Origin of the sequence: Photobacterium satsumensis (assembly GCF_050336935.1) — a bacterium.
GTDB lineage: Bacteria > Pseudomonadota > Gammaproteobacteria > Enterobacterales > Vibrionaceae > Photobacterium > Photobacterium satsumensis.
Window position 1 is genome coordinate 632165 of record NZ_JAKJSK010000007.1, and the last position, 25041, is coordinate 657205.

General features: G+C 45.8%; 17 protein-coding genes. 13 read left to right on the forward strand and 4 right to left on the reverse strand.

Translation table 11 applies throughout. The features are described from left to right. Positions 1–48: 48 nt before the first annotated feature. The 4 genes from L4D79_RS14440 to L4D79_RS14455 all read right to left on the reverse strand — a co-directional run bounded on the left by L4D79_RS14440 (position 49) and on the right by L4D79_RS14455 (position 7676). A complete protein-coding gene (locus L4D79_RS14440; RefSeq protein ID WP_428652257.1) occupies positions 49–1536 on the reverse strand; it encodes an alanine/glycine:cation symporter family protein in 1488 nt (495 codons plus the stop codon). Positions 1537–2617: 1081 nt separating this feature from the next. Continuing rightward, entirely contained in the window at positions 2618–4306 is a 1689-nt protein-coding gene (locus L4D79_RS14445) for an NAD-dependent malic enzyme (protein WP_428652258.1), read from the reverse strand. 386 nt (positions 4307–4692) lie between these two features. After that, entirely contained in the window at positions 4693–5640 is a 948-nt protein-coding gene (locus tag L4D79_RS14450; protein ID WP_428652259.1) for a LysR family transcriptional regulator, read from the reverse strand. Between the two features lie 470 nt (positions 5641–6110). Next, a complete protein-coding gene (locus L4D79_RS14455) occupies positions 6111–7676 on the reverse strand; it encodes an arylsulfatase (protein ID WP_428652260.1) in 1566 nt (521 codons plus the stop codon). A gap of 356 nt (positions 7677–8032) precedes the next feature. Between L4D79_RS14455 and L4D79_RS14460 the strand changes: the two genes are divergently transcribed. The 13 genes from L4D79_RS14460 (at position 8033) to L4D79_RS14520 (ending at position 25031) form a co-directional block, all read left to right on the forward strand. Continuing rightward, the gene (locus L4D79_RS14460; protein ID WP_428652261.1) at positions 8033–9580 is read left to right on the forward strand and encodes an arylsulfatase; all 1548 of its coding nucleotides are present in this window, start codon (positions 8033–8035) and stop codon (positions 9578–9580) included. Between the two features lie 87 nt (positions 9581–9667). Further along, positions 9668–11989 (forward strand): multiheme c-type cytochrome, encoded by a 2322-nt coding sequence (locus L4D79_RS14465; protein ID WP_428652262.1) that lies wholly within the window; start codon positions 9668–9670, stop codon positions 11987–11989. A 105-nt stretch (positions 11990–12094) separates the two neighbouring features. After that, positions 12095–13144: an AAA family ATPase gene (locus L4D79_RS14470; protein WP_428652263.1), complete on the forward strand. Its 1050-nt coding sequence runs from the start codon at positions 12095–12097 to the stop codon at positions 13142–13144. Between the two features lie 11 nt (positions 13145–13155). Beyond that, a complete protein-coding gene (locus L4D79_RS14475; RefSeq protein WP_428652264.1) occupies positions 13156–14115 on the forward strand; it encodes a DUF58 domain-containing protein in 960 nt (319 codons plus the stop codon). A gap of 5 nt (positions 14116–14120) precedes the next feature. Then, positions 14121–14630, forward strand: coding sequence for a DUF4381 domain-containing protein (locus L4D79_RS14480; protein WP_428652265.1), 510 nt, complete (start codon positions 14121–14123; stop codon positions 14628–14630). Beyond that, positions 14623–15675 carry a vWA domain-containing protein gene (locus L4D79_RS14485; protein WP_428652266.1) on the forward strand — a complete coding sequence of 351 codons (1053 nt, stop codon included), beginning with the start codon at positions 14623–14625 and terminating at the stop codon, positions 15673–15675. The genes L4D79_RS14480 and L4D79_RS14485 overlap by 8 nt, the downstream gene beginning before the upstream one ends. Then, entirely contained in the window at positions 15668–17404 is a 1737-nt protein-coding gene (locus L4D79_RS14490) for a VWA domain-containing protein (RefSeq protein WP_428652267.1), read from the forward strand. The genes L4D79_RS14485 and L4D79_RS14490 overlap by 8 nt, the downstream gene beginning before the upstream one ends. Positions 17405–17424: 20 nt before the next feature. After that, the gene (locus L4D79_RS14495; RefSeq protein WP_428652605.1) at positions 17425–18726 is read left to right on the forward strand and encodes a BatD family protein; all 1302 of its coding nucleotides are present in this window, start codon (positions 17425–17427) and stop codon (positions 18724–18726) included. A gap of 70 nt (positions 18727–18796) precedes the next feature. Beyond that, positions 18797–19696, forward strand: a complete 900-nt coding sequence (locus tag L4D79_RS14500) for a LysR family transcriptional regulator (protein WP_428652268.1) — start codon at positions 18797–18799, stop codon at positions 19694–19696. Positions 19697–19862: 166 nt separating this feature from the next. Then, complete coding sequence (locus tag L4D79_RS14505) at positions 19863–21566, forward strand: protein adenylyltransferase SelO (protein WP_428652269.1); 1704 nt, start codon at positions 19863–19865, stop codon at positions 21564–21566. Between the two features lie 304 nt (positions 21567–21870). Beyond that, complete coding sequence (locus L4D79_RS14510; protein WP_428652270.1) at positions 21871–22845, forward strand: DUF1852 domain-containing protein; 975 nt, start codon at positions 21871–21873, stop codon at positions 22843–22845. A 70-nt stretch (positions 22846–22915) separates the two neighbouring features. After that, positions 22916–23944: a methionine synthase gene (locus L4D79_RS14515; RefSeq protein WP_428652271.1), complete on the forward strand. Its 1029-nt coding sequence runs from the start codon at positions 22916–22918 to the stop codon at positions 23942–23944. Between the two features lie 250 nt (positions 23945–24194). Next, positions 24195–25031 (forward strand): phosphate/phosphite/phosphonate ABC transporter substrate-binding protein, encoded by an 837-nt coding sequence (locus tag L4D79_RS14520; RefSeq protein ID WP_428652272.1) that lies wholly within the window; start codon positions 24195–24197, stop codon positions 25029–25031. Positions 25032–25041: the final 10 nt, after the last annotated feature.

Genomic DNA, 25041 nt, shown 5'->3' on the forward strand with positions numbered 1-25041 from the left:
GCCAGCGTATTAAAACGCTGGCTCTTTTTTTGTCAATCTTAGGAAAGATTACTTGTTGGTAGCGGCTACAGGTTCAGTACCTTCTGGATGCCATGCACCGTCAAGGTCGTCTAGTTCTGGGAACTTAGAACGGTCGAACTCAGGCGTTTTACCAGCTTTAAGCTGTGTTTCGTAGTCTTTGATTACTTTGATTGCCAGCTTAGATAGCATCACAAGAGCAACGATGTTGATTAGCGCCATCATACCCATAGAAGCATCAGCAAGGTTCCAAACAACTGGAAGTGATGCTACAGAGCCGAACATTACCATCACGAGTACACATAGGCGGAAGGCAAATAGACCTTTCTTAGTGTTACCGTTTAGGAACATGACGTTGGTTTCAGCGTAGCTGTAGTTCGCAATGATAGACGAGAAACAGAACAGTAGGATCGCTGCAGCCATGAAGTATGTTGTCCAGCCACCTAGCTCGCTTGTTAGCGCTTGTTGAAGCAGGCTGATACCGGTTGCTGCGTTTGGCTGATCCATCACGCCACTTAGCATGATCATTGCTGCCGACGCTGAACAGATAACGATTGTATCAACGAACACACCTAGCATCTGAACAAAGCCCTGTGAAGCAGGGTGGTTCGGGTTAGGCGTCGCACTTGCTGCAACGTTAGCCGCAGAACCCATACCCGCTTCGTTCGAGAAAAGACCACGTGCGATACCGCTCTGCATTGCCTGTGCAATGGTGTAAGCCACACCACCTGCTGCAGCTTCCTGCCAGCCGAACGCGCTCTTAACAATCAGAGAAATAACCGCTGGAAGCTCAGTGATGTTCATGATCACGATGACCATGGCGATTGCTAAGTAGCCAATTGCCATGACTGGAACAATTTTCGCAGAAGCTGCTGCAATCTTGCGTAGGCCGCCCATGATGAAGAAAGCGGAAAACGCAACAATCACTACACCCATAATGGTTTGGTCAAAGCCGAAAGAGTGGCTTAGTGCGTCAGTGATTGTGTTTGCCTGTACGGCGTTGAACACGAGACCAAATGCGATGATTAGGAACACAGAGAAAAGTGAACCCATCCAACGCATGCCTAGGCCTTTTTCCATGTAGTAGGCTGGGCCACCACGGTATTGACCATCAACATCTTTGGTTTTGTATATCTGTGCCAGTGTTGATTCGATGAAAGCGGTAGACATACCGAATAGAGCAATCAACCACATCCAGAAGATAGCACCTGGACCACCAACGGTAAGTGCGACTGCAACACCAGCCATGTTACCTGTACCTACACGGGCAGCCATTGATGTACAGAAGACTTGGTAAGAGCTGATACCGTTATCAACTTCTTTACCGCTTTTTAGGACATCAATAGAATGGCGGAATTGGCGAATTTGGATAAAGCCGAGACGTAAAGTGAAGTAAATACCGACTGCTACCAGAAGGTAAACAAGGAGTTGGCCCCAAAGTACACCGTTAATTGCGCCGATGACGGTTTCCAAACCATCGTTCAGCGAGGTCAACCAAGTTTCGTTTGTAACACTCATACTAATTTCCTGTATATGACACTCAACCAATTAGCGGTTGGTTGAGCAAATTGAAACGTCCATTTACATGACAATTCATGAATATGATTCTGAATTTATATTTGTTATTAGCTGGTCGATCCCAGCTATGTGTAACTTGTTGAAGTTACAATTGTGAAACATAGAATCAGGTGTTTCATCTGTAGACGGGGCCGTAAGTTAGCACGAAATCTGCCTATTTCAGCGTGATATATATCACGTTTTTTGAATCGAAATCTTGCAAAATAGCCTTGCAGTATCACGTGTTGTAAAATATATCGTTTTGTTTCAATGGCTTGTCTTGTTGTGGTTGGTTTTCTTACAGGTGCTTAATGAACGGTGTATAATTGATGATAGTTTTACTTTTTACTCTGTGTTAACCAAATTACGCAGAATATTTAACCGTTAATTGTTTGCCAGATTTCAATTATTCTTAACATTTGAGAATGGCTGTAAAGGTTATTGAATGAAGTGATGAATATTTTTTCATGGTTTAGTTAATTAAAAACCGCTCATTAGCAGCGGTTTTAACCAGTTAGCGATCTATAACAGAGTGGCTTAATGAAGTGGTGTGTAGGGAGAGCGGTGTTGATATGACTCATGGTCAGTCGAATGATTAGCTTCTCGAAGGGTCAAATGCTTGGCTTTATCGTTATTTGCCTCGAGCGTTATCGCTTCAAATCGGTGCCCGCAGATACATAGATAGCTCCCCGTTTCTGAAACCAGAAATTCTTCACCTTGGCCACATTGAGAGCAAATTGGCAGATCCTGCATACTGTTTCCAATACCTCACTTAAGAATACAGATAATGACTGAGTTAACCTCAATATTGACGTTACTTGGGTATATAGTAATTGCACTCTTATATATTGAGTATCAACTTAATGAATTTTTTAGAGGAAACACTAAGTTTAGAAATATTGCTGGAAGGTAAGTTTGCAAATACTTGGAAGAGTGCAACTTGAGATAGCTTGGGTATATAACGACAAAATGGTCAGTCTTGAAAAAAAGACCCGCCACTCGGCAGGTCTTTTTATTGAGTACGTTCTATACGGCCCGTATATTAGAAAGAAGTACGCTTGTAACGACGGTATTCTGATTCCCAGAAGTTATCGTTGATCTTTTCTTTAATACGCTCGTCGGTGTTTTTAGGCGCTTTATGCTGTTCTACCGCTTTTTTGGCAACCGCGAATGCAATGTGACGAGAAACGTCTTGGATTTCCTCTAGAGGTGGAAGCAGTGCGCCTTTACCGTCAATCGCAAGTGGAGAGCATTCAGCCAATGCACGGCTACTTTCCATCAGCATTTCATCAGTCACGCGACGCGCGCCGACAGCCAGCACACCCAGACCGATACCAGGGAAGATGTAGCTGTTATTACACTGCGCAATCGGGTAAGTTTTTCCGTTGTGAACCACTGGTTCGAACGGAGAGCCTGTAGCAACTAGGGCATTACCATCAGTCCAGCGGATAATATCAGCAGGTGTTGCTTCGACACGGCTGGTTGGGTTCGATAGTGGGAAGATAATCGGACGCTCGCAATGCTGGTGCATTTCACGGATCACGTCTTCACTAAATAGGCCCGGTACGCCTGATACACCAATCAGTACAGTTGGCTTGGCATTACGCATCACATCGAGAAGAGAGATGTTGTTATCTTCAGTATCCCACTCATTGATCGTTGAGCGTGCCTGAACTAGCTTCTTCTGGAAGTTGATCAGGTTTGGCATGTCATCAACAAGCAGACCCCAACGGTCAACCATGAATACTTGACCGCGAGCCTGTTGGTCAGAAATACCTTCAGATACCATCTGGGCAATAATTGCTTCTGCAATACCACAACCTGCAGAACCGGCACCTAGGAAAGTCACACGCTGCTCAGACAGTTTGCTGCCTGCTGCTTTACATGCCGCCAATAGTGAGCCTACAGTGACTGCCGCTGTACCTTGGATGTCATCGTTGAAGCAGCACACTTTGTCTTTATAGCGCTCAAGCAGTGGCATGGCGTTTTTCTGGGCAAAGTCTTCGAACTGAATTAGTGCATCAGGCCAACGTTGCTTAACTGCTTGGATGAACTCATCAACAAAGTTGTCGTATTCCTGACCAGAAATACGAGGGTGACGCCAACCCATGTACATAGGATCAGATAGGCGCTGAGGGTTGTTGGTACCCACATCAAGAACAACGGGTAGGGTATAAGCCGGGCTGATACCACCACACGCGGTGTACAGCGACAGTTTACCAATAGGAATACCCATACCGCCGATACCTTGGTCGCCCAAACCAAGAATACGCTCACCGTCTGTTACAACGATTACTTTTACGTTGTGGCGCGACGCATTGTTTAGCATGTCTTCAATGCGGTCACGGTTAGGATAAGAAATGAATAGACCACGACCACGGCGGTAAATGTTTGAGAAATCTTCACATGCCGCACCAACGGTAGGGGTGTAGATGATAGGCATCATCTCGGTGATGTGGTTTTCAACTAAACGGTAGAATAGGGTTTCATTAGTATCTTGGATGTTACGCAGGTAAATGTGCTTATCCATGTCGTTTTCGAATTTCAAAAACTGTTTATAAGCACGTTCTGTTTGTTCTTCAATGGTTTCGATAGCTTCTGGAAGCAAGCCTTCCAGGTTGAAGAACATACGTTCCTCGACAGAGAATGCACTACCTTTGTTAAGCAGGGGAGTTTCAAGTAACGCAGGGCCAGCGTAAGGGATGTAGAGGGGGCGTTTATCGTTATTCATGCTATAGACTCTGTTTCATTGGTAGTAAAGGAATGGGCTATCGTAAGATTTTCCATTTAGGCGCTAATCGTAGATCTACCTTGCTGATTATTCAAAGGGAAAGCGCAGAAATTTCGAGGGCTAGATCAAGTTTTGGATGGGTTTTTTACGGTCATTAACACGGTAAAAGGTGCTCGTTTGATTTCTGGTTAAATTTATTGCGTAGCGGTGTGGGTTGTGTGATCTTTTGGTTTCATAATGTTGTGCTTGTGTGGCCAAAAGCTGGGTGATTTTCCCTCCGGACGCGGGAGGGGTAAATGTGACATTTGTGGTTGGTTTATTGTTGTGCTTGTTGTTGCTTGGTTATCGATTGGTTGCGCGTATGTATTGGTTTCGTGTTGTGCGTGTTATTGCTCGTCATCAAGTAATGGGTCAAAAGGAACTCTAAGTACATTCAATATGTCAGTGTCTCGATACTGTAATCGGTGTAACCGTTCTAGAATAAAATCCAGAAATACCTCTGCTTCTGCTGACATAAATTGCCGAGGCGGGTGAACAAGCCACGCGAAATTCCTGTTCGGTGCGTAGTTTGGCAATACGTGTTGGAGTAGACCTCTTTTGGCAAAAATAGAACCAATACGTTTTGAAATAAAGATAAACCCTTTGTGCTGGATAGCCGCTTCAGCGAGCAAGGCAACGCTGTTCACTATTAAGCTTCCCTTGGGCTGGATGATGTCACCATTGTCGAGTACCAGTTTATTGTGCAGTTGACCGTTACTAAAGCGGTAGACAATCATTTCGTGATGGGTGAGGTCCTCTAATGATGAAGGCTCCTGATGAGTCTCTAGATACTGTAGCGATGCATACAATCCATATGGCTCGTTACTGAGTCCTCTTGCAACAAGGTTTTCTTGAGTGACTTCATTGCTTAACCGGAAGGCGGCGTCAATTCCATTCGTAATAAGATCTTGCTCGTAAGGCGAGCTGATAATTTCGACTTCGACTTTTGGGTGTAGAGCCATGAAATCAAATACTAATTTTCCTATGTTCATCATAATAGGGGCGATCATGACTTTCAGTTTGCCTTTGAGTTCTTGCTCAGGATTCTGCAGTTTTAATATCGTTTGATCTAATTTACTGATGATGGAAAGCGTGTCTTTATAAAACGCGGTCCCCGGACTGGTCAGCGTGACGTTTCGGCTATGTCGGTGAAACAGCTTGATCCCCGTATCGCTCTCCAGCTGTTTGATCCTACGGCTAATGTTTGATTTAGGTAAATCCAGCCATTTGGCCGCTTCAGTCAGTGAACCAAACTCCACCACTTTGTGAAACAGTTTTATGTCTTCTGTTTTCATTTCTGGCTCACTTTCAATTGTTTGATGGCTAGAGTTCTAGTTTATCAAACGTAACCCAAGACATCGTTCTATTTTGCAGAACGATAGGTTGCTATTTTGGCGGTTTATCATGGATAAAAGCATTCCTATACTCAGCGACCTAATATGATAGATGAATTACATAAAGACATGGCAGACTCGTGTAAGCACAGAATAGTAGTGAGGGTTAAAAGACGTTGGTGGCAGCGCCTGTTCATTAGGCAGATTTACCGCTGTACCTGCTGTAACGAGGAGTTCAAGCTCTGAGCTTGGATAGCAAAAGGACTCGAGAGCTTGTGCTAAGGAAAAGCGCTAACCATCTTCACGACGTAAGGAAAAGGTTTGTAGAAGGCTATATTGCCAAGAGCTTTAAATCAGCTCCTCAGAATAAAAGAAAACGCCCGCATTCATAGAATGACGGGCGTTTTAGTTTTATCCAAAAGGAAGGATAGTTACTTCATCGTTTCAACTTTTTGCTGTAGAGCATCAAGCTGTTTCATCTTGCCTTGTAATCCCAGTGACTGGTAGTTAATAGAGGCAGGATTCATGATTAGACCTTGTTGCATCGGGTATTCAGGCAATGTCTTGAAGAAATCACCGATCACATCCTGAATTGGGATGAATAGCCACATGTTATCGGCCATCCAACGCAAGTACATAGCTGACTCATGAGGGGCTTTTTCAAACGGATCAGCGCGTAGGTGAATGATCTGCGGCCAGTTTTGCTCGAAGCGAATGGCATCAGCGATATTACCTTCCATAACGGCAAAGTTCAGTTTCCAGTCGTGCCAGCGTACCGCATTCAGCTCACCGTTAGCTGAGAAGTAAAGCAGGGACTCACGAGGCCCTGTGTCTTCCTTACCTTCAAAGTAAGGTTTGAAGTTGTAGCCATCAAGGTGTACTCGCCATTCTTTACCATTTGCTGTGTAGCCGTCAGCCAGTTTATTTTTCACATCAGGTACACCGGCTGCTGCCATAAGAGTTGGTAGCCAGTCTTGGTGAGCCATCATGTCATTGATGCGAGAACCTGACTCAATAACACCAGGCCAGCGAACTAACTGAGGAACACGCATACCGCCTTCCCATGTTGTTCCTTTTTCGCCATGGAATGGTGTTGCGCCACCATCAGGCCAAGTCGCGGTTTCTGCACCGTTATCGGTAGAGTAGATAACAATGGTGTTATCGGCAATCTTCAACTCGTCCAGCTTGTCGAGCAAGATACCAACATGATCATCATGCTCTAGCATACCGTCGGCATAAATACTAATCCCTGATTTTCCTTGGTATTTTTCCTGCAGGCGAGTCCAAACGTGCATGCGTGTGGTGTTGTGCCAGATGAAGAAAGGTTTGTCGGCTTTAACGGCTTTTTCCATGAAGGCCAGAGATGCTTCGAGGAATTCTTCATCCGCGTGTTCCATACGCTTACGCGTCATTGGACCGGTATCTTCAATCTTACCGTCAGCGTAAGACTTGATCACGCCGCGAGGGCCATAGTTCTTACGAAACTCTGGGTCTTTCGGGTAGTAGTAAGTTTCTGGTTCTTCTTCAGCGTTGAGGTGATAGAGATTGCCGAAGAATTCATCAAAGCCATGTGCGGTTGGTAAATGCTGATCTTGATCACCGAGGTGGTTCTTACCAAATTGCGCAGTCATGTAGCCTTGATCTTTTAGTAGATCAGCAAGAGTTGGCGCCCAGTCAGGGATACCGTGAGTAGAGCCTGGCATACCAACAGTCAGTAGGCCTGTACGGAAAGGCTCTTGACCTGTAATAAAAGATGCACGGCCTGCGGTACAGGACTGTTGGCCGTAATGGTCAGTAAACAGTGCACCTTCATTGGCGATACGGTCAATATTAGGGGTTTCATAACCCATCATACCTTGGTTATACGCACTGATATTCCAGTAACCAACATCATCACCAAAAATCGCCAAAATGTTCGGCTTTTCAGCTGCAACAGCAGCGCTTGATGTTGCAAGAACCCCAAGACCGACAGCCAGTTTACTCACATGGTTTGCCATAGTAACTCCATTCAAATTTAGAGAGTTTTTTACTCAGCACATAGCGTGCTTATTTATTGTTGGTGGCTAAACTACTGGTAAATAGGTGCTCTGTCGCTTTATAGCGGTTATAACCTTTGGTTAATTACATTTTGTAAGTCGCTGTTTTGTTTTAGTTTTTGTGGGTTGGTAAACAAGCTCAGTAAAACATCAGTTGTGATGGCTATCACATCATGTTCCTGCTTAGTATTTTCTACGCGGTATGTACCTAAGCAAAAAAACATCTGAATTCTCGCTGAACTAAGTCGCGGAACTACCCATTGTGAGCTATTAATCTTTGTTGCAGGACGCCATTTCACTTAGTGACTGAGGTTTATATGACAGCGAGAAAAGGCTTTAAAAGCCGAATTATGATACTTGCCACACTGCTAGTCAGTGCTGCAAGCAGTAGTATCGCAGCAGAGAAACCCAATATTTTGGTTATTTGGGGTGATGATATTGGGCAAACCAATCTTAGTGCCTACACATTTGGGCTGGTAGGCTACAAAACGCCTAATATCGATAGCATTGCAAAAGAAGGGATGATGTTTACCGATTACTACGGTGAACAATCCTGTACTGCAGGCCGTTCTACCTTCATTACCGGGCAATCAGTGTTGAGAACCGGTTTGAGTAAGGTGGGGCTACCGGGTGCTGATCTAGGTTTGCAGGCGGAAGATGCGACTATCGCTGAATTGCTTAAGCCTCTGGGTTATATGACGGGGCAATTTGGTAAGAATCATCTAGGTGATAAAGATGAGCACCTGCCAACTAACCATGGCTTTGATGAATTCTTCGGCAATCTCTATCACCTCAATGCCGAAGAAGAGCCTGAAAATGTTGATTACCCTAAAGATCCTGAATTCCGTAAGAAATTCGGTCCTCGTGGGGTTATCAAGTCTTATGCTGACGGTAAGATTGAAGATACTGGTCCACTGACCCGGAAACGGATGGAAACGGTGGATGATGAAACCCTTGAAGCTGCACTCGACTTTATGGATCGCGCTGTCAAAGCCGAGAAGCCATTCTTTGTGTGGTGGAATGCAACCCGTATGCACTTCCGTACCCATGTCAAAGAAGAGAACTCGGGTAAGACAGGTATCAGTTTTTATGCCGATGGTATGGTCGAGCACGATAACCATGTCGGTGTATTACTGAAGAAAGTCGATGATCTTGGTATCAAGGATAATACCATTGTCTTCTATTCCACAGATAATGGCCCTCATATGAACTCGTGGCCTGATGCTGGATTAACGCCATTCCGAGGCGAGAAGAACACCAACTGGGAAGGGGCATACCGTGTTCCAGCGATGGTGCGCTGGCCGGGTAAAATTGAGCCAGGCAGTGTTTCGAACGAAATTATGCATCATATGGACTGGATGCCAACCCTACTTGCGGCCGCAGGTGATGATCAGGTTAAAGAGAAGTTGTTAGATGGCTATCAAGCGGGTGATAAGAAGTTCAAAGTTCACCTTGATGGATATAACTTCTTGCCTTATCTGACCGGTGAGGTTGATGTTGGCCCACGAGAGGAGATTTTTTACTTTACCGATGATGGTGATCTGAGCTCACTTCGCTACCATAACTGGAAAATTGTGTTCTTGGAGCAGCGTGCCAAAGGGACACTGCGTATTTGGGCTGAACCCTTTACGCCGCTTCGTGTACCGAAGATCTTCAATCTCAGAATGGATCCTTACGAGGTCGCCGACATCACGTCAAATACCTACTACGATTGGATGTTAGATCGTGCCTACATGCTAGTACCAGCACAGGCTTATGTGGCGAAGTTCCTTGAAACATTTAAGGAGTTCCCGCCAAGGCAAAAAGCAGCGAGTTTCTCGCTTGATCAGGTTATGGAAAAACTCCAACAACCACAAAATAAATAAGATATTGAATAATGGGGCTCTTCGGAGCCCTTTTTATCTTTCGTACTCTATCTTTATTTTAGGGAATGCAAGTCTTCAAGGATGATTATGGCGCGATTGATCCAGTCTGGTAGATGTTTGATCTTAGTTCTTGGGTTGTTGGTTAGTTTATTGATAAGCCTACCAGCAATGGGGCAGTCTTTGGGGTATGTGGGGAGTGAGGCCTGTGCGGGTTGCCATGATGGGCAGGTGAAAGCTTGGCAAGGCTCACACCACGAAATGGCAATGAAGCATGCGACATCGCAATCGGTCTTGGCGAATTTTTCTGATCAGACGTTGCCGCTTGACGGGAAGCAGGAAGGGAAAGCTAACCGCTTCTATAGGAAAGGTGAAGAATTCTGGGTCAATATCGCGGGTGCTGATCAAACATTCTCGGACTTCAAAATTAGTTATACATTTGGTTCCTATCCGCTACAGCAGTACATGGTTGAGTTTCCTGATGGCAGGATCCAATTAATACCGTTTGCATGGGATTCCCGCCCGCCAGAGCAGGGTGGACAGCGCTGGTTTAATCTCTATCCAGAGACAACCCCTATTGATGAGTTCTATTGGACTAATGCCGGTCAGAATTGGAATTTCATGTGTGCCGACTGCCATTCAACCAACCTAAACAAGAATTATGATCAAAAGACCAACTCGTACAAAACCACGTGGTCCGAAATCAATGTTGGCTGTGAGGCCTGCCATGGTCCAGCGAGTGATCACATCGAATATGTTGCGAAACTCGGTGATAAACACGCTGATTCGGATGCGTTAAGAGGCCCGAACTCGAACTCTTTAATGGGCTTTGAGCGAGACCTCAGTGTATCGGTTAAAGAATGGATTGCCCTGAATGGCCATAAAACCTTGCAACCGAAATCCATAAAGCCAACCGACCAAGTCCAAACCTGTGCCCAGTGCCATAGTCGGCGTACACAGCTCAACGAGTCGGCTGATCATGTTAAAGGGGCTTTTTTAGATAAATATCGTCTGAGCCTGATCACGCCTGAGCTGTATTTCCATGACGGCCAGATTTATGACGAAGACTATGTCTATGGTTCTTTTTTGCAATCACGAATGGCGGAAAAAGGGGTGAATTGTACTAATTGTCATGATCCGCATACGGCAAAGTTAACAGTTTCCGAAGAAGCCGTATGTAGTCAGTGCCATATATCCCCTGACTATGCCTCCAGCAAGCACACTCTTCATGATGCTGGAACGGAGGCGGCCAAGTGCACCACTTGCCACATGCCAGAGACAACCTATATGCAAATTGATCCGAGGCGAGACCACAGTTGGCATGTACCACGGCCAGATTTAAGTAAGCATATTAATACCCCAAATGCCTGTACCGGTTGTCACGAAGATAAATCGAATCAGTGGGCGGACGAGGTGTTAGCGAAGCGTTTCCCTAAGTCTGATTACCGACAACAGCATTTCGGGGTGGCTTTCTATGCTGACAGCATTGGCCATAGAGCTGCGCCAGATGCGCTCTCGTATACAGCGCAAGATGCCAGCTTAAGCAACATTATACGTGCATCGGCACTGATCCGAATGGCAGGGAATACGAGCCAGAATACCTTGGTTGCGTTAGCCAGGGCGGTAAAACATGACAGTGAATTAATAAGGTTGGGCGCCATAGAGGGTTCATCGGGTTACGGCTGGCCGGAACGCTGGCAAATATTATCCCCCTTGCTGAATGACCCTGTTTTATCAGTGAGGACAGAAGCGGCAGGTGCATTAGTTGGGTACTGGACGCTGATGAGTTTGCCACAGCGGGATAGCCTCTTTAAGCCTCTTCAAGAGTATATTGAGATACAGCAATTCAACGCAGACCGAGGCTTTGGCCGAACCAATCTTGGCAATGTTCACCGTGCAATGGGTGAGATAGATGAGGCCGTTGAATGGTATCAAGGCGCTATCGAGATTGAACCTTATTTTGCCAACAGCTATGTCAATTTAGCCGACCTTTACCGCAGCCAACAAAACGAAAAGCTTGCCTTGCAAGTACTGCAGCAAGGTATGAAAGCCCAACCGAATGATAGCGCACTGCCTTACAGTACCGGTTTGGCCTATTTACGTGCCGGTGAAATGCAACAAGCCCATCGCTACTTGAAGCAAGCCGCCGAAAAGGCCGCAGAGAACCCTCATTACTGGTATGTCTACGGTTTGGCATTGGAAAAAAATGATGTCTTGGGGTCTAGCAGGGCGCTGTCTACCGCATTTCGTATCAGCGGTAACCCGCAGCACTTGTATGCCCAATGTGAAGTGTTGGCGAGGAATTACCAGCTTGGCGCAGTGGCTAGCGCCTTCGAGAGTTGCACCCAGCAGTTAGGTAAAGTTGTACCGCCTGAAGTGGTTAGTCAATTGAAGTTACAGGTAAGAAAATAAGCATCTCCCACTTAACCTGTAATGGGCTTTATAACCAATAGTTATCGGCCTTCTCGGTACGATAGCGATAAAAATTGTAAAACTCCAAATAGGTGAGGGTAAGTCATGAACCAAGCACAGCAGGCAATTCATCAGCTCATTGAGCAAACAGAGAAAAGTGTGATTGGTCAGCGCCATGTTGTGGAAGCGTTAGTGATTGGTTTGTTGGCAAATGGTCATATCTTATTGGAAGGCTTGCCCGGTACAGCGAAAACACGCTCGGTTAAATCCTTAGCGAACCTGCTGAGTACTGACTTTGGCCGGATTCAGTTTACCCCTGATCTTTTGCCTTCTGATGTGACAGGTACGGAAATCTATCAAGATCTCGATGGTAAGCCTCAGCTGCATTTCCAACCGGGACCTATTTTTAACAGTATTGTTCTTGCCGATGAAGTGAACCGTGCGCCAGCGAAAGTACAGGCAGCTTTGCTCGAAGCAATGGCAGAAGGGACAATCACTGTTGGTGATACGACCCATCAATTACCTGAATTATTTATGGTGCTAGCCACCCAGAACCCAGTAGAGCAGGAAGGTACATACCCGTTACCGGAAGCACAGATGGACCGCTTCATGATGAAAGTGACTGTCGAGTATCCGGAGGACGAGGCTGAACGAGAGATCATCCGCTTAGTTCGAAGTGAGGAAGTTCAAGGTGAAGGAGTTCGTGGTGAAGAGGTTCGTGGAAAAGAGAAGACAGCGGCTTCTGTCACTGACACAAATACAGAGAATTCCCAGAGAGAAGCGCTGAGCAATATCGAGCCGGATGTTGTGCTGGAAGCGCGCCGTCAACTGCCAAATGTCACCGTTTCTGATTTGGTCGAACGCTACATTGTTGCTTTGGTCATGGCAACACGTAAGCCAGAGCGTTACCCCGACTCGAAGTTAGCCAAATGGATTGAAGTGGGCTCCAGCCCGAGAGCGTCTATTGCCCTTGATAAATGCGCACGCGCTTATGCTTGGCTGCAAGGCCGTGATCATGTTTTACCCGACGATGTCCGTGCTATGTCACCAATGGTGTTGGGACACCGCTTCACGCTTACTTACGATGCCCTTGCCGATGGGATCTCTCATTTAAGGATTGTCGAGGAACTGCTCGACCATGTAGAAATCGGATAATCGGGGGCAGTATGGCAAAGCCAAACATAGCACCTCATTCAACTGGACTTGATGCCCGAATTTATTGTGATTACTCGCGTTTGGTACGTCTTCAGTCTCAAATCGGTGCGTTTAGTCTATTACCTCATTTGAAGGCTGGCAGTGTACTGTCGGGCAGACACAACTCTTTGTTTCGTGGACGAGGCCTTAACTTTGAGGAGTTACGTCATTACCAGCTGGGTGATGATATTCGTAATTTGGACTGGAAAGTCACATTGCGCACGGGCAAACCCCATGTGCGAAGCTATACCGAAGAAAAAGATAGAAATGTCATTATTTGCGTTGATCAGCGCAGCCAGATGTTTTTCTCATCGACAACAGTGATGAAGTCGGTTATTGCCGCAGAAATTGCAGCCATGTGCGGTTGGCGGGTACTAAAAGACGGTGATCGTGTCGGTTTAGTTATCGCCTCGGCCGAGAAGATTTATCACAGTAAATCCCAACGTTCGCAACATGCTTTTATGGCGCAGTTAAAGCTATTAGCAAGTGCCAACCAGCAATTGAATGTTGAAACTACCAATAGTGACAGGGTGAGTTTTTCGCTGTGGCTTGAGCAAATCAAACGCATGAATCTGTCTCAGTCGACCATTATTTTTGTTACTGACTGGCGAGATTGTGAGGAAGACCACCTTGAACAGCTCAAGCAATTACAAATACACAATGACGTATTAGCCGTGTTAATTAATGACCCGCTAGAGCAAGCGTTACCCCAAGAATTGGCTAAATCAAATTGGGTCGTGGGCGATGGGCAGTATCAATTGAGCCTAGATACCAAAGAAAAAGTGGATCAGGCCAGTGCGAGCATGAATGAGCGAAGCTTACTGACTCGCCAGTCATTGACCCGTTTGATGGCACTGAAGAACCTACCGTTTATTGAGTTGGACACTTCAGGGGCACATATTGCCCAGTTTCAACGGTTCGTTGGGAGGTAGTTGCCATGAGTATTGAACACTCGCCTCCGAGTACGTACATATTGCGTGAACTCTTTGATGTCACCGTACCCGACAGCGTCAGCTGGATGCCGCAAACCGTCGGCTGGAAAGTCTTGTTGGTCTTGTTAATCGCGATTGCTGGTTATTTAAGTTACCGATGGATACTTCGCTGGTGGCACAACCGTTATCGAACAGAAGCGATAGCCGTATTACATCACCTATCGATTGAACGCCTTCAATTCGAAGATACCGTGTTTTCTATATTAAAAATTGTACTGGTGTATGTAGATCCCGCCAATGGCAAGTTATTTGGTGCTCCCTTTCTCCAAAAGCTTGATGAATTAAGTGATGGAAGCGCCCCTTTTAATGATGAATTAGCCCACAAATGGGTTCAGTCATTGGTAAACCCTTCAACGATCCTTGATAAAGCGGAGCGAGAGGTATTGCGTGAACGTGCTTCGTTATGGGTTAAATCGCACCAAGGAAGAGAGAAGGGGGGAATCCGTCATGTTTAACCTGTCGATATTCAACTTAGAGTTCACTTATCCGTGGTGGTTTCTGGCCTTGCCTTTACCTCTGGTTGTTTTCTTTTTTGTCCCCGCTTACCGGACCAAGCAAAGTGCGATTAAAGTGCCATTCTTCAGCCAGTTAATTGAAGCCTTGGGTGAAGTGCCATCGACAGGGGCGAACCAGTTAACACCATCGTGGTGGCAGCGTATGACCTTGGTGATTTCTTGGGTATTGATCATTACAGCGCTAGCAAAACCGACCATATTGGGGGAACCCCAAGTGCGAGAAAGCTATGGTCGGGATGTCATGGTGTTAGTGGATCTTTCGGGATCAATGGCAGAAACAGATTTTACTTCACCGGATGGGCAAAAAGTGTCACGCCTTGATGCTGTGAAAGAGGTGCTGGCTGAGTTTGTCAAAACCCGACAGGGGGATCGCTTAGGGCTTATTTTGTTTGGTGATGCGGCTTTTTTACAAACCCCCTTTACGGCTGATCAAGATGTATGGCTTGCGCTTCTTAACCAAACCGAAGTGGCTATGGCTGGCCAGAGTACACACCTTGGCGATGCAATGGGGCTGGCAATCAAAGTGTTTGAACAAAGCCATCAGGAAAAAGCTGAGGCGGACAGGGAGAAAGTGGCCATCGTACTCACCGATGGCAATGATACTAATAGCTTTGTTGAACCGATAGAAGCAGCCAAAGTCGCAAAAGCCAAGGGTGTTCGTATCCATATGATAGCGATGGGTGATCCGCAAACGGTCGGTGAAACAGCACTAGATATGGTCACGATCAACCGTGTTGCCAAAGAGTCAGGCGGTCAGGCATTTGTTGCACTCGATCGTGACGCTCTTTCGACCGCCTATGAAGAGATCGGTAAGTTGGAGCCGCAGCTCTATGAAAGTACGACATATCGACCTAAGCAAAGTATCCATCATTATCTGATTGCTGTTGTGGTCGTGATGTACCTAGTCGCAGTTTCGCTGGCAACGCTCACTCGTCGCAGACAGTTAAGTGCAGGCACTGCTGAGTCGGAGAATAATCATGTTTGACAGCCTTAGCCTGCAACAGGTGCTTACTCAATTTCATTTTATCAGGCCACTATGGCTACTGGCTTTTGTGCCAATGGGATTATTGTTCTGGTTACGTTGGCGGAAAGCAAACCAACCGGGCTGGAAAGATATACTGCCCGATCACCTTCGTAAGGTGTTAACCATCGGCGAGAAAGGTTGGAGCAGGCAACTCCCTCTTAAGCTCCTGATGATGATTATTACGATTGCTATTTTGGTCTGTGCGGGACCGACATGGCAGCGACAAGCTTCGCCGTTTGGCGAAGATAAAGCCTCAATGCTGGTGCTTTTTGATAGTAGTGAATCCATGCTGGAGCAAGATTTACCGCCAAGCAGGTTGGAGCGTGCTAAACAAAAGGTACGTGATCTGTTAGTGCTTCGACAGGGTGGCAGCACGGGGTTGGTTGTATTTGCTGGCTCAGCCCATGTTGCCATGCCGATGACTCAAGATACCAAGGTATTCGAGCCAATCTTGGCGGCAATTTCTCCTGAGATTATGCCCGTTGAAGGCAAATTTGCGGAACAAGCTTTTCCGCTAATCGACCAGCTATTACAGGGAAAACCAGGCTCAACGGTGCTATTGGTCTCTGATGGCGTGAACCCGAATACCCTTGCTGCTTTTAAGGAATATTTCAGCGGCCAGCCTTACCAGTTGATGATACTGGGGGCGGGTAATCGCAATGTGGTCAGTGATGCGCCTGCTGATTTTGGTTCTTTGCGCCAATTGGCTAGTGAAGTGGGTGGACGGTTTATCGAAATCACGGTCGATAATAGCGATGTTGAACAACTCAATCGTTCTGTTGAGCGTAATATGCAGCTCAACGGCGAGTCGGCCATGCCGTGGCAGGATATGGGGTATCAACTGCTGCTTCCTATCGCTTTGGTGATGTTGCTTTGGTTCCGAAAAGGCTGGCTGGTTCAGTGGTGTGCAGTGCTAACACTGACTGGAACTTTATTGGCTGCCCCAGCGGTAAAAGCCGAAACGCTTGTTGAATCAAAGGCGCAAACATCTCAGCCTGTTGAAGTGGTGACTGTATGGGATAAAACGGCTCAATGGTGGTGGGATTTGTGGTTAACGTCTGATCAGCAAGGCCAGCGCCTCTTTAATCGAGAAGAATACCTTGAAGCAGCAAAGCACTATGTCGATCCCCTGAGAAAGGGTACCGCGTATTACTATGCCGGTGAGTATAAACAAGCCCACCGCTCTTTTTTGCAAATGGACAATGACTTTGGCTTATATAACGCCGCCAGTGCATTAGCGAGGCAACGAGAATACCTCGCGGCAAGGGACTTGTTACAGATGCTTGCAGATAAAGAATCCCTAGCCGCAGATTTACGGCCGGGTGTTGAGCATAACCTCAAGGTGATAGGCGGTATTGTTGAAGAGATCAATCGAACCAGTGAAAGCCAAGCGGGCACAACCGACGGACCCGAAGAATCGTTTGAACTCAGTGATGATAAACCACGTACGGCTGATGGGGCCGATGAAAAAACAGCGGCTGAGTTAATGATTAAGGAAACACTCAATGCCAATGAAATTTTGGGCAGCAATGAATTGGCAGATAAGTGGTTAAAACGGGTAGAGGCCGATCCTAAATATTTTCTACGGGCTAAATTTCAGATCCAACTTAATGAGTCAAATAAAACAGTTATGCCTAGTGGCCAAAGCGTGTCGACGGGTACAAGCGTGGGCGGAGAAGCGCAGCAATGATATCTCTATTTTCATTTAAGATGTTGAAGCCGTGGACAAAGAGCCTTGTTCACTTCTTCTTGCGTTTAGTGGTTGTTTTCGCCTGTGTGGGTAGTAACTTGAGTTACGCTGTCACAATTTCAGATTTACAACGTAGCAATGATGTTGAGATTAAGTATTGGTTGGCTGACTCTGATACCACTGCAGATACAGGCCAGAAACAAGTGCCTAGCTTCAGTGTCAACCAACAAGTCATTCTCTATATTGAAGTCGCTACTCCGCGCTGGTTCACCGGCGGTACGCGAATAGAGGCGGTAGAAATACCCAATGTCATCGCTAAGCAGCGTAACCAGCTTGCGACTAATTATACCGAGAGAAAGGGGGGCGTCACCTGGTCTAGGCAGCGTTGGGAGATCACTTTATACCCAGTAACATCGGGAACGTACTCTATACCGCCTTTGGCGGTGAATGTACAAGTGTCAGCGCCGGATGGGTCCAATGTGTCGGGCACTTTGTATACCAAACCAATGACTTTCAGCGTCAACCTCCCGTCAGGCTTGCTTAGTGAGCAAACACCATGGTTTACCGCATCCAATGTGGAGGTTAAACAAGAGTGGAAGCAATCGAGTGACGAGCTGAAAGTCGGTGATGCCATTACTCGCAAAGTGACGATTCAGGCGCAAGATAGCCTGTCTGTATTACTGCCTAACCTGTTGAGCAGTGAATCATCGGCATATTTTCAAGGTTATCCTCAACCACATCGTTTAGATGACTCGCAAACACGAGGGGACTATCAATCGAGCAGGATTGAAGAAACCGTGTATGTGATTCAGCAAGGTGGCGATTTTAGCCTTCCTGAGTATCAATTCCAGTGGTGGAATGCCAAGGCAAACCAACTGGAAACCGTAACGGTTGAAGGTAAAAACTTTCATGCTCGCCATACCCTGGCTTCTTTTGTGAAAGCACACCTGCGCATATTGCTTACTGCTGTTGTGGTCGTTGCTGCCGCACTGACAGTCTTCTTTGCTGGACGACGCTTTTATCGTACGCAACCTAAACCACCATGGCTTCTGTTTTTGCTTGACCTCAAAAAGGGTCAGTGGTCGAGCGCGAGGGGGCAACTCTATCGCCACTTACGCCTTTCAACTGACAAACTCGAAATGAATAAAGTCACGAATGATAGCAATTGGTTGAAAACAAGTAGTCAGATCCAAACCGGCGAAGAAAACGCAAACCTATTTAAGAAAATGTGGCGGTTGATCAGTCGCCATCAAAGATCACTTGATAAGCTGACGTTACCTAAAGCGCTCCCTAAGCTAGAGAAGGTTCACAAGGAGCAATGATAGGCCTTTATATTACTGAAAAATAATGCCTATTATTGAGCATTAAAAGAATAATAAAAATGGATCCAAGATGAAAAGTACTGATCTTAATCTCATTCCTATATTTGTGGCGGTTTTTGAAGAGCAAAGCCTATCTAAAGCCGCTGTGCGTATGGAAGTCAGCCAGCCAGCAGTGAGCAAAGGGTTAAAACGTCTTCGTGAAATTTATGATGACCCCTTGTTTCACCGTAATGCAAGCGGCGTAGAGCCGACTGCATTTGCCAGTGATATCTATCCGGCCCTGGCGGCTTCTTTGAAGAACTTCAGTTCGACCTTATCGGCTTCTCGTGGGTTCGATCCGAAAACATCAAAGCGGATATTTTCTATCGCCTGTGTGTCGGTGGCGAGTTATAGCGTTATTCCGGCATTGATTGAGCGGGTGCGTATGGAAGCGCCGAATATTGCTTTTGAGATCCACCCTCTGTTCACCGAAGATATGGAGGCGGACTTACGGTTGCAGCGGTATGATCTGGTGATCGATCTGCCTCCTCGAGGACGTAGCCTGTTAAAATCTCAAGTCCTTTATTCTGAGGAACTTAGCGTGGTGTGCTGTAGGCATCACCCTCGGCTCTCTGATTCGATCACTATCGAAGAGTTTCTTAAAGAAGATCATGTGGTGGTGTCTCGCTGGCACTCGCGCGGTAGTTTATTAAATGCCGAAGACATTCCGGAGCTTGATCAGCGAAATATAGTTGTGCGTGCGCCGGGGGCTGTAGAAATGCTGCCTATAATCGCGGGCTCTGACATGATTGGCATTCTGCCAAAATCCACCATCGACTCCTTTTCTGAGCTGTATTCCATCAAAGCGCTGCCATTACCATTTGGTCAAGATCTTTATGATCTGTGCGCTATTTGGCACCCCAGTCGGACTTCGGAAACCAGTCACCGCTGGCTACGGCAATTGCTGTTTAAAGTGGTCAAAGATAATTAACACTGGGATTACCTAGTGGTTGAGTGACTGTTTTCGTTACGCTATCTCGTCGTTCATGGTTACACCTTTCTACATTTAAACGTCAGCTAATGCCTTTTCGTCGATGTAGACGTATCATTGCTAATAGACACTTAAGTGTAAGTTGAATACATGGAGACTTAAAGCGATGAGTAAACGAGAAGGGGCTGAAAAAGCTACCAACATTTTCACACTTAATGAGTTTGCGAAGGTCTCGGATTATTCTTTCTTGGATACACTTAATCCAGACCCTGATGCCACAGAAGATGGAGTCGACTTTTTTCCTAGGCAAGTTTTTTCTGGGCATTATGTGCCAGTTAAACCTTCTCCAATTGCAGATCCTATCTACGTCAGCCATGGCCATCAGTTTTTTAAGGAGCTGGGATTAGACGATAGCTTGGCGTTTACGGATGAGTTTGCAAAGCTATTCTCTGGTGATATCGCCGAGGTCCCTGAACCTATGCGAAAAATGGGGTGGGCGACAGGTTATGCGCTGTCTATTTTTGGCAATGAGTACACAGAGCAATGCCCTTTTAAGACGGGTAACGGTTATGGCGATGGCCGTGCCATTTCGGTGTTTGAAGGCGTGTTAAATAACAAGCGGTGGGAGATGCAGTTAAAAGGCGGCGGACCCACGCCATATTGCCGTGGTGCAGATGGCAGGGCAGTACTGCGTTCTAGTGTAAGGGAATTTCTCGCTCAGGAGTATATGCATGCACTTGGCGTTCCTTCGACCCGATCGTTAAGCCTGTTTGTATCGCAATCCGAAACCGTTGACCGTCCATGGTATAGCGAGGGCTCCCGTTCGGAAAACCCAGATATTATGGTCTCCAACCCTGTTGCTATTTCCACCCGTGTCGCGCCATCCTTCTTAAGGGTGGGCCAGTTGGAACTCTTTAGCCGAAGGGCTCGTATTGGAGGCCGACCAAATGCAATGGCCGAGCTGGAAATGATCGTTTTGCACGTTATCGAGCGGGAATATAAAGCGCAGATTGATGCTGGTTTGCCCATAGCAGATAAAGTACTTACCTTAGCTACTGAGTTTAGGGACAGGTTGACGTCCTTGGTCGCGAACTGGCTGCGAGTCGGTTATTGCCAAGGTAATTTCAACAGTGATAACTGCGCCGTGGGCGGGTTCACCATTGATTACGGCCCATTTGGTTTCTGTGAATACTTTGACCCTTATTTCCAACCATGGACGGGTGGTGGCCGCCATTTCGCTTTCTTCAACCAACCTCTGGCTGCCGAGAAGAACTTCGAATCATTCTGCTCAGCGTTAAAACCTCTATTGCAATCAAGTCCAAAAGCATTAGAGCAACTGGAACAGATCATCGAAGGTTTCTCCACTGTGATGGAGGATAAGGTCGGTAACATGTGGGCTGCAAAGCTTGGGTTGGAATCACTTGATAATGAGCTGTTTAGCCAGCTCTTATCACTGATGATGAAAACCCACGTTGATTACACAATCTTCTTCCGCCAGCTATCAAACCTGCCCAAAGAGGTTTCAGGAATATCGGATAGCTTCTATGCCGCGCCAAGCGAAGAGCTTGAAGAAGCATGGAATCAGTGGTTGAACGCGTGGCGTGAGAAGTTCAATCCGGAGCAAGATCTTAACGAGATTTCAAATCAAATGAAGCAGGTAAATCCAAAATATACCTGGCGTGAGTGGCTAATTGTTCCTGCTTACGAGCAAGCGAAGAGTGGAGACTTTACCCTTATCCATGAACTGCAAAAAGTTCTAGCCAATCCATACGATGAACAGTCTGAGTGGGTGGAGCAGAAATATAATCAGTTAAGACCGTTAGATCTTTTCACCGCTGGTGGGGTATCTCATTACAGTTGCTCATCATAGCGGTTTTACACAAGCGCCAAAAATAATATCAAAACTTATGGCTGGCGCTATTAATCATGCATTATGAATTTTCCTCATATTCTAAGTGAAACAAAAGCAATTCTATTCAACTGGTGAACAAAGTATAAAAAAGACTGCTCTTTGCGTTAGATAGATTACAGTCTTTTTTATATCAGACTCTTTGTTGTAAATAGCAAAGGACTGTGAAAGTTAACGATTGGGAAAAATATAAATAGAACTATCCCCATAAAAACAGTCAGGAATAAGTTCAGCTTTTTCAAAGGAAATAGGATACCAAACCACGATGAATAACGATTTCACATTTGCTATTAAGAGCATTTGTTTTGATGAGAATTACCAGCCATCAGATAACACCCGAATCACGACTAACTTCGCTAATTTAGCTCGAGGAAACTGCCGCCAAGAGAATCTGCGCAATGCACTTCGCATGATCGACAATCGATTTAATGCCTTAGCGCATTGGGATAACCCGAATGGTGACCGGTATTCTGTCGAGCTTGAAATTATCTCTGTAGATATGGAGATTCAAGGCAGGGGAGAAAGCTTCCCATCAATTGAAGTACTGAAAACCAATATTATTGACCGCAATACCAACGAACGTATTGAAGGTATTGTCGGGAATAATTTTTCGTCTTATGTACGAGATTACGATTTTAGCGTTCGACTGCTGGCTCATAATAAGGACCAATCCCAGTTTAGCATTCCGGATGATTTTGGAAATTTGCATGGTAATTTATTTAAGTACTTTGTTAACTCAGGATCGTATAAGCAGCACTTCCAAAAGCCACCAGTGATCTGTCTGAGCGTGTCGGATAATAAGGTGTATCGCCGTACTGAAAATCAGCACCCTGTTTTGGGCTTTGAATATCAGCCAAGTGAATCGTCATTGACCGAGCAATATTTCCAAAAGATGGGCTTACAGGTTCGCTACTTTATGCCGCCGAATAGCGTTGCACCATTGGCGTTTTATTTCTTTGGTGACTTGCTCAACGATTATTCAAACCTTGAGCTAATCAGCACGATTAGCACCATGGAGACGTTCCAAAAGATCTACCGACCTGAAATCTATAATGCCAATGCTGTCGCAGGTAAGTGTTATCAACCAAACCTGAAAAATCTAGATCATTCGTTAACTCAAATCGTTTATGACCGAGAAGAACGCAGCCAGTTAGCGGTTGAGCAAGGAAGGTTTGCTGAGGAGCATTTCATCAAACCCTATCAATCGATTCTTGAGCAATGGTCTGCAAATTACGCTTAATAGATAACGAGAAACCATATCTAGAATCCATACCTCGAATCTATACCTTGAATTACGGGTAGCATTTACTATGAAAACATTATTACCAACATCAACGGCTGGCAGCTTGCCTAAACCTTCTTGGCTGGCTCAACCTGAAACACTTTGGTCGCCTTGGAAATTGCAAGGTGAGGAGCTCTTAGATGGCAAACGCGATGCTTTACGTGTGTCTTTGCAAGAACAGCAATTTGCTGGGATTGATATCGTGAGCGATGGTGAACAAACGCGCCAACACTTTGTGACCACGTTCATTGAGCACCTGAGTGGGGTGGATTTTGAGAACCGTAAGACAGTTAAGATCCGTGACCGTTATGAGGCGAGCGTACCAACAGTTGTTGGTCCAGTGAGTCGCCAAAAGCCCGTTTTTGTTGAAGATGCCAAGTTTCTGCGTCAGCAAACCAAGCAACCTATTAAATGGGCTTTGCCAGGCCCCATGACGATGATCGACACGCTTTACGATAGCCATTATCAAAGCCGTGAAAAGCTCGCGTGGGAATTTGCCAAAATACTTAATCAGGAAGCCAAAGAACTGGAAGCGGCAGGTGTTGATATCATTCAATTTGATGAGCCAGCCTTTAATGTATTTTTTGACGAGGTTAATGATTGGGGGATTGCTTGTTTAGAAAGAGCAATTGAAGGCCTGAAGTGTGAGACAGTTGTCCATATTTGCTATGGCTACGGCATCAAAGCCAATACCGATTGGAAAATGACGTTAGGCTCTGAGTGGCGACAATACGAAGAAGTGTTTCCTAAGCTGCAGAAATCTAATATCGATATTATCTCGCTAGAATGTCACAACTCTCGTGTGCCTATCGAGCTACTTGAGCTTATTCGAGGTAAGAAAGTAATGGTCGGGGCGATTGATGTCGCAACCAACATCATTGAAACGCCAGAGGAGGTCGCCAGCACGTTACGAGAAGCGCTTAAGTATGTTGATGCCGACAAGCTTTATCCTTGCACCAACTGTGGCATGGCCCCTTTATCTCGTGAAGTCTCGACTGCCAAACTCAATGCCCTAAGTGCCGGCGCAGAAATCGTCCGACGAGAGCTATCTGCTTAGCATTACTTGAAACAACTCGATTTTTTTGAACAGTAAAAGCCAAGAGTTACTCTCTTGGTTTTACTCCCTCTGGGCTTTTTTTTCTTTCACAGCTCTGCAGTTTATCCCCAAGTTTGCTATCGCTGCGCACTGCCTAAAGTTGGCATCCATCTTGACTGTTTTTCTGTATCAGGAATAGGGCGTCGTAATTACAACAACTCGCCCTTATACATATTGAATTTGTTAGCAGAAAGATAATGGAGGTTGCAACATGCGAATCAATTTGAAAAGTACAATCACAGTAGCGGCTTTATCAATCTCAGTATGGTTTTCTGGTAGTGCATTGGCTAACTCAGAACTTGGTGACGATAAACAAAGCCTAGTATTCGGTGTGGTGCCGCAACAATCAGCAGCAAAGCTAGCCAGACAGTGGGGGCCTCTACTGAAGGCATGGAGTGATGTCACCGGGATTGATATGCGTTTTGCGACTGCAAGAGATATTCCTACTTTTGAAGAACGTTTGGCCGCGGGTGAGTATGATATTGCTTATATGAATCCATATCACTTCACCTTGGTTAACCAAACGCCGGGATTTACAGCGCTTGCTCGAGCCAAAGATAAGCGGATTACAGGGATCATGGTGGCTAAAAAGGGCTGGCAGGGTGACGTTGAGGATTTGAATAATGCTTCTTTGGCGTTTCCTGCGCCGCGCGCCTTTGCGGCCTCTATACTGACACAATCAGAGTTACGTCAAAAAGGGCTTTCAATTACTCCCAATTATGTCGGTGCTCATGACTCGGTTTATATGGCTGTTGCTAAGGGGATATACCCTGCTGGTGGTGGTGTTATGCGAACCTTTAACAGTTTGGATGAGTCAATAAAAAAACAGTTGACTATAATTTATCGAACTAACAGTTATACCCCTCACGCCATTGCTTTCTCTGACAATTTAGATGAAGTCACCGCATTGAAATTAAAGCAAAGCCTTAAACCATTAAACCAAAATGCCGAAGCGCAAGCGATGTTTGAGCAGTTGAGTATTAAAGGTTTAGAGCCTGCTAAAGATAGCGACTGGGATGATGTTGTAGCCCTAGATATTAAACTATAGCTATCAGCAT

Excerpts from the sequence above, each read along its gene's own strand:
- L4D79_RS14500 (WP_428652268.1), top strand. The coding sequence starts at position 18,797 with ATGAAAAGTACTGATCTTAATCTCATTCCTATATTTGTGGCGGTTTTT.
- L4D79_RS14460 (WP_428652261.1), top strand. The coding sequence starts at position 8,033 with ATGACAGCGAGAAAAGGCTTTAAAAGCCGAATTATGATACTTGCCACA.
- L4D79_RS14510 (WP_428652270.1), top strand. The coding sequence starts at position 21,871 with ATGAATAACGATTTCACATTTGCTATTAAGAGCATTTGTTTTGATGAG.
- L4D79_RS14490 (WP_428652267.1), top strand. The coding sequence starts at position 15,668 with ATGTTTGACAGCCTTAGCCTGCAACAGGTGCTTACTCAATTTCATTTT.
- L4D79_RS14450 (WP_428652259.1), bottom strand. The coding sequence starts at position 5,640 with ATGAAAACAGAAGACATAAAACTGTTTCACAAAGTGGTGGAGTTTGGT.
- L4D79_RS14480 (WP_428652265.1), top strand. The coding sequence starts at position 14,121 with ATGAGTATTGAACACTCGCCTCCGAGTACGTACATATTGCGTGAACTC.
- L4D79_RS14440 (WP_428652257.1), bottom strand. The coding sequence starts at position 1,536 with ATGAGTGTTACAAACGAAACTTGGTTGACCTCGCTGAACGATGGTTTG.
- L4D79_RS14475 (WP_428652264.1), top strand. The coding sequence starts at position 13,156 with ATGGCAAAGCCAAACATAGCACCTCATTCAACTGGACTTGATGCCCGA.
- L4D79_RS14485 (WP_428652266.1), top strand. The coding sequence starts at position 14,623 with ATGTTTAACCTGTCGATATTCAACTTAGAGTTCACTTATCCGTGGTGG.
- L4D79_RS14495 (WP_428652605.1), top strand. The coding sequence starts at position 17,425 with ATGTTGAAGCCGTGGACAAAGAGCCTTGTTCACTTCTTCTTGCGTTTA.
- L4D79_RS14445 (WP_428652258.1), bottom strand. The coding sequence starts at position 4,306 with ATGAATAACGATAAACGCCCCCTCTACATCCCTTACGCTGGCCCTGCG.
- L4D79_RS14520 (WP_428652272.1), top strand. The coding sequence starts at position 24,195 with ATGCGAATCAATTTGAAAAGTACAATCACAGTAGCGGCTTTATCAATC.
- L4D79_RS14515 (WP_428652271.1), top strand. The coding sequence starts at position 22,916 with ATGAAAACATTATTACCAACATCAACGGCTGGCAGCTTGCCTAAACCT.
- L4D79_RS14470 (WP_428652263.1), top strand. The coding sequence starts at position 12,095 with ATGAACCAAGCACAGCAGGCAATTCATCAGCTCATTGAGCAAACAGAG.
- L4D79_RS14505 (WP_428652269.1), top strand. The coding sequence starts at position 19,863 with ATGAGTAAACGAGAAGGGGCTGAAAAAGCTACCAACATTTTCACACTT.
- L4D79_RS14455 (WP_428652260.1), bottom strand. The coding sequence starts at position 7,676 with ATGGCAAACCATGTGAGTAAACTGGCTGTCGGTCTTGGGGTTCTTGCA.
- L4D79_RS14465 (WP_428652262.1), top strand. The coding sequence starts at position 9,668 with ATGGCGCGATTGATCCAGTCTGGTAGATGTTTGATCTTAGTTCTTGGG.